The 12,731-nt window shown below is 42.0% G+C and carries 9 protein-coding genes; 4 read left to right on the forward strand and 5 right to left on the reverse strand.

Annotation, left to right across the window (positions count from 1 at the left end; all coding sequences use genetic code 11):
• Positions 1-308: 308 nt before the first annotated feature.
• A complete protein-coding gene (locus FQ082_RS04335; RefSeq protein ID WP_011514184.1) occupies positions 309-1,547 on the forward strand; it encodes an argininosuccinate synthase in 1,239 nt (412 codons plus the stop codon).
• Between the two features lie 129 nt (positions 1,548-1,676).
• Here FQ082_RS04335 and FQ082_RS04340 read toward each other — a convergent pair whose 3' ends face one another.
• Positions 1,677-2,936, reverse strand: coding sequence for a hypothetical protein (locus FQ082_RS04340; RefSeq protein WP_149492171.1), 1,260 nt, complete (start codon positions 2,934-2,936; stop codon positions 1,677-1,679).
• A 279-nt stretch (positions 2,937-3,215) separates the two neighbouring features.
• On the opposite strand from FQ082_RS04340, the gene FQ082_RS04345 reads away from it, so the two are divergent.
• The gene (locus FQ082_RS04345) at positions 3,216-3,731 is read left to right on the forward strand and encodes a L,D-transpeptidase (RefSeq protein WP_149492172.1); all 516 of its coding nucleotides are present in this window, start codon (positions 3,216-3,218) and stop codon (positions 3,729-3,731) included.
• A 132-nt stretch (positions 3,732-3,863) separates the two neighbouring features.
• On the opposite strand, the gene FQ082_RS04350 is transcribed toward FQ082_RS04345, so the two are convergent.
• Both FQ082_RS04350 and FQ082_RS04355 read right to left on the reverse strand, forming a co-directional pair.
• Positions 3,864-5,420, reverse strand: coding sequence for a CYTH and CHAD domain-containing protein (locus FQ082_RS04350; protein ID WP_149492173.1), 1,557 nt, complete (start codon positions 5,418-5,420; stop codon positions 3,864-3,866).
• A gap of 269 nt (positions 5,421-5,689) precedes the next feature.
• On the reverse strand, positions 5,690-7,276 hold the full coding sequence (locus tag FQ082_RS04355; RefSeq protein ID WP_149492174.1) for an isocitrate lyase: 1,587 nt from the start codon (positions 7,274-7,276) through the stop codon (positions 5,690-5,692).
• A gap of 693 nt (positions 7,277-7,969) precedes the next feature.
• Between FQ082_RS04355 and FQ082_RS04360 the strand changes: the two genes are divergently transcribed.
• Positions 7,970-8,959 carry a LysR family transcriptional regulator gene (locus FQ082_RS04360; protein WP_011514179.1) on the forward strand — a complete coding sequence of 330 codons (990 nt, stop codon included), beginning with the start codon at positions 7,970-7,972 and terminating at the stop codon, positions 8,957-8,959.
• Between the two features lie 476 nt (positions 8,960-9,435).
• Positions 9,436-10,815 carry an NAD-dependent succinate-semialdehyde dehydrogenase gene (locus FQ082_RS04365; protein WP_149492175.1) on the forward strand — a complete coding sequence of 460 codons (1,380 nt, stop codon included), beginning with the start codon at positions 9,436-9,438 and terminating at the stop codon, positions 10,813-10,815.
• 140 nt (positions 10,816-10,955) lie between these two features.
• On the opposite strand, the gene purN is transcribed toward FQ082_RS04365, so the two are convergent.
• The gene (gene purN, locus FQ082_RS04370) at positions 10,956-11,648 is read right to left on the reverse strand and encodes a phosphoribosylglycinamide formyltransferase (protein WP_149492176.1); all 693 of its coding nucleotides are present in this window, start codon (positions 11,646-11,648) and stop codon (positions 10,956-10,958) included.
• Entirely contained in the window at positions 11,648-12,697 is a 1,050-nt protein-coding gene (gene purM, locus FQ082_RS04375) for a phosphoribosylformylglycinamidine cyclo-ligase (protein WP_149492177.1), read from the reverse strand. The genes purN and purM overlap by 1 nt, the downstream gene beginning before the upstream one ends.
• Positions 12,698-12,731 lie beyond the last annotated feature (34 nt).

Consider the following 12,731-nt stretch of genomic DNA (forward strand, 5'->3'; position numbering starts at 1 on the left):
TCTTGCTGTGCGGCTATCATAACAGATTTGCTTACCTGACTAAATATGTGGCTGAATATCTATACATAATATCTCTACAGAAATGGTAGGTAATTTATTCATCTGTAGAAGTAAGATGCCATGTTCACTCTATTATTGGCGAGAAAATTATTGCTTTAGTGGCAACTAAACTTGGGCAAAAACCTCATGCCTAACGGCAGTGCCACTTTTGCCAATGGTAAATATGATGTACACTGAGCGAGCAATCTATCTTCCTCGTGATATAGTCGATTTACCTATCATTAAATTCCTCATACTAGGAGTGTTTCATGGCTCAGCTTGATCCAAAAACTATTAATAAAATCGTGTTGGCATACTCGGGGGGTCTTGACACCTCAATCATCGCTCGATGGCTACAAGAAACCTATGATGCAGAAGTGATCACTTTCACTGCGGATATTGGTCAAGGTGAAGAAGTTGAGCCTGCGCGTGCCAAAGCTGAAGCCATGGGTATCAAACATATCCATATTGAAGACTTGCGCGAAGAATTTGCTCGTGATTACGTGTTCCCAATGTTCCGTGCCAATGCCATCTACGAAGGGGAGTATCTGCTTGGTACTTCTATCGCGCGTCCACTCATCGCTAAGCGTTTGGTTGAAATCGCTAAAGAGCATAACGCTGATGCGATCAGCCATGGTGCAACCGGGAAAGGTAATGACCAAGTACGCTTTGAGCTTGGTGCTGTCGCTTTATCTCCAGACGTCGTGACTATCGCGCCTTGGCGTGAGTGGGATCTATCGAGCCGTGAAAGCTTGATGGAATATGCTAAAGAGCATAATATTGCCATCGACTATGCGGGCAATAAGAAAAAATCTCCGTACTCGATGGATGCCAACTTATTACATATCTCTTATGAAGGCGGTATCTTAGAAGATCCGTATGCTGAAGCAGAAGATGACATGTGGCGCTGGTCAGTAAGCCCAGAAGAAGCACCAGATGAAGCCCAATATCTGGAATTAGAGTATGAAAAAGGCGACATCGTTGCCATCGATGGTGAAGCGCTTAAGCCATATGAAGTAATGATTAAGCTTAATGAGATTGGTGGCAAGCATGGTATCGGACGTTTGGATATCGTTGAAAACCGTTACGTCGGTATGAAGTCGCGCGGCTGCTACGAGACGCCAGCGGGCACCATTATGTTAAAAGCGCATCGCGGTATTGAGTCATTGACACTTGACCGTGAAGCGGCGCATCTAAAAGATGAGCTAATGCCACGTTATGCTAAGACTATCTACAACGGCTATTGGTTCAGCCCTGAGCGTATGATGCTACAGGCGCTGATTGATAAGTCACAAGAATATGTGAATGGTACGGTACGTGTGAAGTTATATAAAGGTGCTGTAAGCGTCGTTGGTCGTAAGTCAGATGATTCGTTATTTGATGAAAAAATTGCGACTTTTGAAGATGATGCGGGCGCCTATGATCAAAAAGATGCAGAAGGTTTTATTCGTCTGAATGGTCTACGTTTGGCAATTGAAGCCAGCCGTGGTCGTGATTTGTCAAAATAAGTATTTTTGGCTGAAGGTTTTCTTAAATCATTTTGTTAAATGACCGATCAAAAAAGAGGTGCTATATAAATAGCGCCTCTTTTTTTTGCTGAGCAATTTCTACGATACTATTTTGAGCATAGCTATGTTTTATTCAGCTTTTGATTTTTTATCATCAGCAGTGGTATCTTCGTTCACCATAACGATAGCCACATCTTGCTGCTGTCGCTCTTCTAACACTTCCTCTGTAGCAAGTATGACACCGTTAGATTTTTGCGTTTGATATTTGATGGTTGCCAATATTCCAAGCCCACCAATCACGAGAATAATCAGCAGAATGACGGGATTTTTCCATAGGGGGACTGATGCCTCGTATTCAATCGGCTTTTCGCTAAGGGTGCTTGGTGTATTATCATTGTTGCTATTACTGCTCAGCAATCCTGAGCTAATCAACGGCGGCTTTGGTGGGTTGATAGGTTCAGAAGTAATGCGTAATCGATTACGCTGCAAATATATCTCTGATATTTTAGCCAGTTGTACTAGCCAGCGTTGATGTGGCAAGCCAATAGCCATCATCGGTACAAACATCAATAAGTCATTGTGTTTACCTTGTTGAATGTTTTCAGCTGAGCGTCCAATGGCTTTTAAGTAGTTGCCAGTTGCCAGTTGCACGTCTTTTACTGGCTCAAATTGTTCGGGTATGAATGCTGTCAGCTCATACCAGTAAGGATCAAAAGCTGGCGGGTTATCTGTCAATTGCTCAGCGATTAATAAGTAACGCTCGTCGCTAGCTACTGACTCTATTTTTACCGCTTCTACTGCTGACCATATAGTTTGCGCCTCATCGCTATCATCAGCTGATTCGTTAAGAGCTAAATTTGAGACAGGGGTAGCAAAACGCGCTTTGGACAAAAATTGTGGCTGTAAGGCGAACCATTTATTCACCTCATCATGATCAAGTTGACTATACTCAACCAAAATAGCAAGCTCACGTAGCACAATGACGCATAGGGTAGTAAGCAAGATTTGTACTTGTGGCGCCTTCGCGTCAATCTGTGCTGCAATATGCTCACTGGCTTTGCTCACCCGGGCATTATCATGGAATATCGCATCGGCGGCATCATGGCGATGGTACAACGTTGTATTTAGAGTGGCAAAATTCATAGAATTGTACTGGCGCATTTCTTTGACGGCACTGCGACCAAATAGCTTTTTGCTTAGAGCTTGTCCTTGATGGCGCAGCTGATACGCGAGAAGGGCGCTGATAATCGCTTGCAAGCTGGCATCCATTGCCAAACGCGCTTGCGGCAATGACAGCGCTGCTGCATCTGCTAATAATGACACCAATGGCTTGGTATCTTGATATAGAAAATCATACATCGACACCCGTGTCGGTGAAATAGTCGTCATAATCTGCTAGCATCAAAAAGTGTGCCCCTATATTACGGTGTCAAATGTCTTGATACAATCCCTTGATAATAGAAAGAGTCACTCATTTTTATGCTGCTATAGTGAGTTCAATATAAAAGAGTTATGTTCAGAATAGCATTATGCTGGGATAAATTTCTCTCGCTTGCTGTGCGCTTCGCACTCCAGAGGCTTCGCAAAATTTATCCCAGCAGTACTGTGTTCTTTTTAAATTGAATCGACTATAACAGCCATCATCGAAATAACTGCCGGAAAATTGCTATGACAGATAACGAAAATCTTACGACCCAGATAGTGATTAGCATTGCTCAGCAAACTTTGACCGTTTATAGGCGGCAAAAAGTTATTGCTGAATATCCTATATCAACAGCCAAAAATGGGATAGGCAGTCAACAAGACAGTGGTTGTACACCACTTGGTCAGCATATCATTGCAGAAAAAATAGGCGGCAATGCGCCAAGTCATACGGTATTTATTGGACGTATAGCGACGGGAGAAATATATAATGCTGAGCTTGGGGCATCGAACCCAAAACGTGATTGGATACTAAGCCGCATTCTTTGGCTAAGTGGTCTTGAGGAAGGCTTTAATAAAGGCAGTAATAGTCAAGGTGGCTGCGATACTTATCATCGCTATATCTATATTCATGGAACACCTGACAGTGAGCCGATGAGCGTGCCACTCTCACATGGCTGTATACGTATGCGCAATCAAGATATTATCGAATTGTTTGAGCAGATTGAGGAGGGGACACCAGTGAATATTATCGCCCAATAAAAGTAGTATTAAGTAGCTGTAGTAGTAATGTATGGATTATAAATTGAGTCGACGATATAAAAAAGACAACCCTTATTCAGTGGGCTGTCTTTTTCTCTAATATTGATAAACATAAAATGACAATATACTCAATTACCAAAATACAGAGCAATCATAAAATTTATCCAAATGTTTTTCTGTGGCTTTTTCTATTGGTATCGAAGCAGCATTCAACCAGCCTGCCGCATATAAAGCATCAGAGTCAGAGCTGGCTTTACTTCGATAGTACTGCTTATAGTCAATCATATCGAGCTGTTGACCCAGTGCTTTCTGTGCTTTTACGGCACGTTTTAGCCAGCGCTTGGTTTTCTTTTTGCTATACAAAGGTGCTACTAATTCGCTGATAGAACATAGGTTTTTTAGATGAGCATGTAGGTTATACAATGCTTTTATCATGGATTCTTTCTCTAACTCACTATCTGAATCATCATGGCTGTCCTCTAAATATTGCTCAGCTTCAAGTAATTTGTCATAGTATTTAATAAGTACTTTTTCAAGCTTATTGATAGCCAGCTTATCTGCTTGAGGCTCAAGGCTAGGGTCGCTCATAGTAAAGGCGATGAGCTCAAGCAACATGATCTGGAAGTCGTTAGCACTGATTGCAGTCATTGGTGTAATTTTGATAGCATCAATATCCGCTGTCCAATCAACGATAGGTGCATCGTGCTGTTGTAACATTGGTTCAATATGAGTACTAAGATGAGTAAGCTTACGATAATCAGCGAGTAGAGTAGCAGTTTGTTGCAGTATGGCTGACCAATCCGGATGGATCTCATCTGAGAAGCTATCAAATGCTTGTAGTACAGCGTGCAAGCGCTCTATACCGATAGATAGCTGTAAAATGTGATCATTGTCTTTACTGCCTGCCACGATGGCGCTGCTATTTGGGAGTATTTGCAGTAAGCAGTTATGCACGACAGCGCGTAAAAAAGCAGGCATAGTGATTTTTTTATTGATACTAAGGGTGCTCAAGTCAGCAGCAGTGGCTGAGCTATAATTTTGTCCCTTAATAAGCAAGCCGCCACGCTCTGCTTTGGTCACGGTAGAGAGACACAGTTTATGACGTTGACACCATGTTTTAGCCGTCGTAAATAAAAAATCTAACTCACCTGCTATGAGCTCAAATTCAACTTCTTGAATGGCATCTCTTTGAGTATCATCAGTACCATGGATAATTTCTCCATAGTCGTAAGCCATCTCAATACTGTTAACGACTTCATCGCTCGTATCTTCTATCAATAAGCGGGTAGTACGCTCTACATCAGTCACATATAAACGGGTCAGTTTTTTAGCCAGTTTTTTGAGCTTAAAATCTGTCAATGCTGGGGCAATAAGGCTATCTTTATAAATCGTTAAATCAGGCATCAGCGCGTTATTATCGAGCATGTCTTGTACCTGCTCATTATCTAAGGTGGCATTGTGCTCTAGGCGCGCTGCGATACCATCGCCACCCGCTTTGATAGTTTGCACCCAAGCATCACCCTCCTGACGAATACGCAGGCCAATACCAGACTGTGCAAGCTGCTGGTCAGGGGTGTCATAATAATGCGCAGCCAGTTGTGTTACTTGTGATGATTTGACTTTCGCTTGGCGCATAAGCCCTTTTAATCTCGACTCTGGTACCAAGAATTTCAGCTCTATTTCTTGCATGATGGCTCCTGATTGTTTTAATAAATTTATATTATTACCATCGTATGAAAGCTATCAGTGAATAACAAGTAAAACTTTCGTTTTGGTTGGCTAAATCGAGCCAAATAATTATTGAGTAAATGAACATCAGTTAATTAAAACAGTGACTGAATAGCTCTGTTATTTGGGTAGATATCGTTATTTATAGCGCACAAAAAAGCCGCCCTACCATGTAGGACGGCTTTTCTCAAAACTTTTACTTATAAAATGTACTTATAAGTGGTCGGACATTAGAACTGGTTCATCGTGTTCTTGCCGCCGCCAGCTTTAAGGGCGTTTTCACCAGAGAAGATCTCTTTATGATCATCACCAAGGTCAGAACCCGCCATTGCTTGGTGTTTAACACAAGCGATGCCTTCACGGATTTCTTTACGTTGTACGCCAGCTGCATAAGCAAGCATACCATCTTCACCGAAGTAGCCTTTAGCAAGTTCATGAACGCTAAGAGCCGTGGTGTGATAAGTAGGTAGCGTGATTAAGTGATGGAATACACCTGCTTCACGTGCTGCATCGCGTTGGAAGTTTCTAGCCGCTTCGTCAGCTGCTGTATCAAGCTCAGTACCATCGTAATCAGCACTCATCAAGTCAGCTTTATTATAGGCAGATAGGTCTTTACCTTCTTCTTCCCACTGAGCGATGATTTGCTTACGGAAGTTCAGCGTCCAGTTGAACGATGGGCTGTTGTTGTATACAAGCTTGGCTTTTGGCTGTTGCTCTTTAATACGGTCAACCATCATTTTGATGTGTGCTACGTCTGGAGTCGGTGTTTCGATCCATAGTAGATCAGCGCCGTTTTCTAGAGCAGTTACACAGTCAAGGACCACGCGATCGATGTTGGTGTCTTCACGGAACTGATATAAACCGTTAGGCAAACGAACTGGACGTACTAATTTGCCGTTATGCTTAAGTAAGCTGTCGTTCTCTTTGGCGTTTTCTAGCGTGACTTCTTCCATCTCGATAAAATCGATGTACTGAGAAGCAATATCGCCTGGCTCATTTGATACTGGGATTTTTTGCGTTAATGACGCGCCTTCAGAGTCAGTACGAGCAACGATAACACCGTCTTCAACACCAAGCTCTAAGAATGCATAACGAATCGCGTTTATTTTAGAGATGAAGTCTTCATGCGGTACGGTAACTTTACCCGCTTGGTGACCACATTGCTTGGCATCAGATACTTGGTTTTCAACCTGAATGGCACAAGCACCCGCTTCAATCATTTGTTTGGTCAATAGATACGTTGCTTCTTCGTTACCGAAACCTGCATCGATATCTGCAATGATTGGCACAACATGTGAATCAAAGTTTTCGATTTTTTCTAAGATAGCTGAGGTGTCTTGACCCGCTTCTTCAGCAGCGTTTAGCTCGCGGAAATAATCGTTCAATACTTTTGCATCTGCTTGACGCAAGAAAGTGTAGATCTCTGCAATCAGCTTAGGTACAGACGTTTTTTCGTGCATAGATTGGTCAGGCAGAGGACCAAACTCAGAACGTAGAGCTGCTACCATCCAACCAGATAGGTAGATGTAAGTTTTAGATGTTGTGCCAAAATATTTTTTCTTCGCATACATGGTTTGCTGTGCAACAAAACCATGCCATGCACCTAGAGACTGGGTGTATTGAGACGTGTCATTGTCATACTCTTCCATGTCTTGACGCATAATTTTTGCGGTGTACTTAGCAATATCTAAACCTGTTTTGAAGCGGTTTTGTGCCATCATACGTGCCGCATCAGTTTCGCTGATGTTCTGCCAGTTACCGTGTTTCTGTTTTAGTTCACGTACTAAATCGATCGCTGATTTATATGCAGTTGACATCTATAGTCTCCTTGGTGGTGAATAAATAAGTAAATTAAAATAATTTTGGTCTATATAGAAAGATGCTGGCAGAAGTAAAAATTTGAAATATAAGCTTCTTCCGTGAGCAGTCTCTACTAAACTATAAGAAAATGGTGATAAAAGCAATTAAAACCTGTCTCTTTGGTCAGCTTTTATTTTTAAGTCTCTTTTTTGAACAATTATTTCAGAGTTAATTGGTTGTTTTATAAGTATGTTTTGCTACTGAAGTAACTATTACCTTAAAGCGTATAAGATATTTGTCCAAGGCTGAAAAATAAGCACAAAAAACTAAGTTTCTATAAGATGCTGTTATAAATTTTATGTCCGTATTTCAGCATGAAAATACGATAAAATGCACTTAGTAACTTATTCATTGATATATGTATTAACAGTCTAATGTTGAATAGTCTCTAATGAGCGCTTGCTAGCCACTATAGCTAGGTTACCTTGATTTATCTAGTTTATGATTGTTATCTTGGGTATTTCGTTTAATTATAGTATATATAAAACAATGGCTTGTGATGGGTAGATTCAGTTATAATAAGCATATTCCAAAATAATTAACATAAAAATATCCTTATATCATGCTGTTAGGGATGAATTGTAATAAATGATAGGATAGGAAATATCACGTTTATGATGGTATTTATTCTAAGATAAAGAGACACATATATGAATTTGCAGCGGGTTGATTTAAATTTATTGGTACATTTGGATGTGTTGTTGCGAGAAAAAAACGTAACGCGCGCCGCTGAGCAGCTAGGCATTACTCAGCCGGCGATGAGTAATATTTTGCGCCGCTTGCGTAAGTTATTTAACGACCCTTTGTTGGTGCGTTCATCAGAAGGGATGACACCGACCGAGCGCGCTCTTGAATTACAGCCTCGTATCCGTGAGATACTTGCCGATTTGACACAAGTGTTAGAGCCACGTACTGAGTTTCGTCCTTATAGTACCTCACGTGTTTTTCGTATTATGACATCAGATTATGCTGAGGCGACCTTGGTACCAAAGTTGGTGAAAGCGCTACGCTCAGAGGCACCCAATGTCATTTTAGATTTCTTAACGCCATCGGATGTGTCTTATCGTGATATGGAGCAGGGACGTGTAGATTTGGCAATCAACCGTTTTAACGAGATCCCGCAAAGCTTCCATCAAGTATTGGTATGGCGTGATACCTTTAGCTGCCTGTTATCGTCTGAAAGTCCTTATGCTCATCGCTTTAATCTTAAAAATTATCTTAAAGCGCAGCACGTTTGGGTATCAAAAACTGGTATGGGCGTGGGCTTTGGTGTCAATCCGGAAAAATCTGGTGGCTTAGGTTCTATCGATCAAGCTTTGCAGCGTTTAGGTCAAAAACGTCAAATCAGCGTCTTTACCCGTCACTATCAGATGCCTGCTATGCTGGCCGCAAACAAAGATTTGATTGCGACTTTGCCGACCCGTGTCGCAAAAATGCAGGCCAATAACGACAGCATTATTATGGAAGAGCCGCCTTTTTTTATACCAGAATTTGAGCTAACGATGGCGTGGTCGCCGTTATTGCAGCATCATCCGGCGCATCGCTGGTTACGTCAGCTGATTATGCACGTAGCACGTCAAATCGTTAATGATGAAGAAAATCCACCACAAGAAATCCCTGTGATCAATCACTTGTTTTAGGTTGTTTATTGTACAACTGTATATGGTCTTCTAAAGCTCAATTATGTATAGTTAAAATATCTCAAAAACGCTACAGTGCTGCTGGTATAAATTTTTTGCAGCCTCTGTCTGCATAGGCACAGCAAGCAAGAAAAATTAATATCAGCAGTACTTGATGTATCGATATTACTTTTCTCTGACTATATCAAACCAGCCATCGTGCTGGTTTTTTATTTGTCTAAAGTTGTCAAAACTCTCTGCATGAGAGGCTCTATACAAGATCTAGGTTTGCTTAATAACACCGTCACATTCTTAACATCTTACGCACAATTCTTTATAACTTGTAAACCTACTCACCAAGCACTTTGTTATGATAGTCAGACATTAAGAAAAATGATGAATAAAATATCTATTGTTAAGTTTTTCTATAAAGTTGAGCTGTTAGCAATAGGTTGTTTTATAGACTAAAGAAACTCTAATAAATAAGGATAATAATCATGGCAGATATTACTACTGTAAACCCAGCAACAGGCGAAGACATTAAAGAATATAATTATATGAGTAATGATGAGGTCAACAACATTGTTGAAGCCTCGCACCAAGCGTTTCTAGAATGGCGTAAAACTAGCCATAAAGAGCGTGCGAAGGTTATTAACTCTATTGGCGAGACCTTGATGAAGTACAAAGAGGAGCTGTCCCGTCTTATGACTGAGGAGCGCGGTAAACTATATAGTCAGAGTCTACAAGAAATTGATCTGTGTAAAGCGATTTGTGATTATACGGCAGAGAAAGGTGTGGCAGTACTTGCTGATGATGAACGTGATATCGAAGGTCTCAAAAAAGGTATTGTCACTTATCAACCCATTGGCGTTATCTACGGTATGCAGCCTTGGAACTTTCCAGCTTATCAAGTGTTCCGTTATACCATCGCCAATTTGATGGCAGGTAACAGTATTTTGCTTAAGCACGCAGCAAATGTGACTGGTTCTGGCTTATTAATTGAAAAAATCTTCCATGAGTCTGACTTACCGAACGATTTGTTCCGTACGATTCTCATTGATCATGATCAGTCAGAAAAGTTAATTGGTAATGATAAAGTACGCGGTGTGACGCTTACTGGTAGTGATGGTGCAGGTAGCATTGTCGGTCAGCAAGCAGCAAAAGCAATCAAAAAAGCAGTCTTAGAGTTGGGCTCAAATGATGCATTTATCGTTCTAGAAGATGCCGATTTGGAGCTTGCAGTACAAACTTGTACTTTAGCGCGTCTTATAAATAATGGCGAAACTTGTGTTGCGGCAAAACGCTTCATCGTTGTCGACAGTTTATATGACGAGTTCCGTAAGCGCATCGTTGAAGAGTTTGCAAGCAAAAAAGCTGGCGATCCTATGGATGACACCTCTGATCTTGGTCCATTAGCACGTAAAGATCTGCAAGAAAAATTGCATGCGCAAGTAGAGGAGAGTGTCAATAAAGGCGCTACTATCTCTGTTGGTGGTAAATTACCAGAAGGTAAAGGGAGCTTCTATCCAGCGACTATTTTGGAAAATGTTGAAAAAGGTCAGCCAGCTTACGATGATGAGCTATTTGGTCCAGTAGCATCACTAATACGTGCTAAAGATCAAGACGATGCGTTACGTATTGCTAACGATAGCCGTTATGGCTTAGGTGGCGCTATCTTCTCTAAAGATGAAGACAAAGCTATTCGTCTAGCCAATGAGCAGTTTGATACAGGTATGGTCTATATCAATGGTTATGGCCTTGCAAATCCAGCACTACCCTTTGGTGGCGTGAAAAACTCGGGTCATGGTCGCGAGCATGGTGGTTTCGGTATCAAAGAGTTCGTAAACATCAAAGGTGTCCACGTGCATAACAGCTAAGAGTACGTACATATTTTAAAGTTACAATTCTTTAAGTATTAAGTAGCGAAAAGCCCAGTCACTCATAAATTGAGTGACTGGGCTTTTTTTGGTCGATAGTTTGAAATGAGTGCTATCTTTCTTTGCTTGTTGCCATTGCTTTAACTGTTTAAATATAGCTTCAAAGGTAGCGTCGGCATACAGGTGCGCTGCTGATTTAATAATTGCTCGTTGTTCAACGACAATACATCTTTGGCTAATAACAAAATTGTCCAAGGTAACAGCTGATGCTCAAGCTTTTGCACGCGCGTTTGCAAACTGTCAGCAGTATCTTTTTGATGCACTTCTAGCCAGGCTTGGGTTAGTACAGCGCCCGCATCGAGCTCTGCTGTGACCACATGGATACTACAGCCATGATGAGACTCGCCAGCCTGTATGACACGCTGATGAGTATCTAAGCCTTTATAAGCAGGCAAGAGCGCAGGATGCAGATTAATCATTGGTGCTGGCGTGTTATCAATAAATCCAGCACTTAAAACACGCATAAAGCCAGCTAGCACAATCAGGTCAGGTTGCCATGTGGTTAGTTGGGCGCTGGCATGACTCTCAAAGGTTTTGATTCCCATGCGTTTGCCGCTAGCAACGTGAGATAAAACCGCCACAGGAATGTCAGCATCTTTAGCGCGTGTGATGGCATAAGCATCTTCACGGTTACTAATAACGCCGACAATCTCAACCGGTAGCGCACCAGCTTGCATGGCATCAATCAATGTTTGCAAATTGCTACCGCTACCAGATACCAAAACGGCAATGCGTAACGGCTTATTATGAATTTTTGTGTGGCTGTCTGACATTAACGGTACACCATAGCTTCCGCTTCACGCTTGACCATTTCACCTAATTTCCATGCTTTTTCACCAGCATCATTCAAGGTTTGGATAGAAGCTTCTGCTTTATCTTTTGGTACGACGATAACAAACCCAACGCCGCAGTTAAAGGTACGGTACATCTCGCTTTGCTCGATATTACCTTGGGTTTGTAACCACGTGAATAGCTCTGAGAACTGCCAGCTATTCGTATCGATGCTAGCAGCCAGGTGGTCTGGTAATACACGTGGCAGGTTATCGGTTAAGCCGCCGCCAGTGATATGTGACATCGCATGTAGGGCTGAGCTACCAAGGGTATCTTGTAGCGCTTTAATCGCTTTAACATAAATACGTGTCGGTGCCATTAAGGCATCTTGGATAGACTGACCATCTAGCTGCTCATTGCTACTAGTCACATCCACACCACTGACTTCAATGACTTTACGTACCAATGAGTAGCCGTTAGAATGCGCGCCACTTGAAGCAAGAGCAATTAATATATCGCCTTCAGCCACGTTTTCGCCAGTGATGACTTCTGCTTCTTCAACCACACCGACGCAGAATCCCGCTAGGTCATAATCGTCGTCCTGATACATGCCTGGCATCTCAGCCGTTTCGCCGCCGATAAGCGCGCAATTTGATAATTTACAGCCTTCACCTATACCCGTAACAACAGTAGCTGCGACATCGACGTCAAGCTTACCAGTTGCATAGTAGTCTAAGAAAAACAAAGGCTCAGCACCGCAAACCAATAAATCATTGACACACATAGCGACCAAGTCGATACCGATAGTGTCATGACGATTTAATTGTAATGCCAGTTTGAGCTTGGTGCCCACACCGTCAGTACCAGAAACTAGTAAAGGTGAGGTGTAACCAGTCGGAATGCGACAAAGCGCCCCAAAGCCGCCAAGTCCGCCCACAACTTCAGGGCGTGAGGTGGCTTTTGCCACGGATTTGATACGTTGTACCAACGCATCGCCAGCATCAATATCAACGCCAGCATCTTTGTAGCTTAAAGAAGGCTTGTTACTCATGGTCATCTCACAAATTTTATAGGGAATGAAGGTC

It is taken from the genome of Psychrobacter sp. ANT_H56B (assembly GCF_008369245.1).
Taxonomy (GTDB): domain Bacteria; phylum Pseudomonadota; class Gammaproteobacteria; order Pseudomonadales; family Moraxellaceae; genus Psychrobacter; species Psychrobacter cryohalolentis.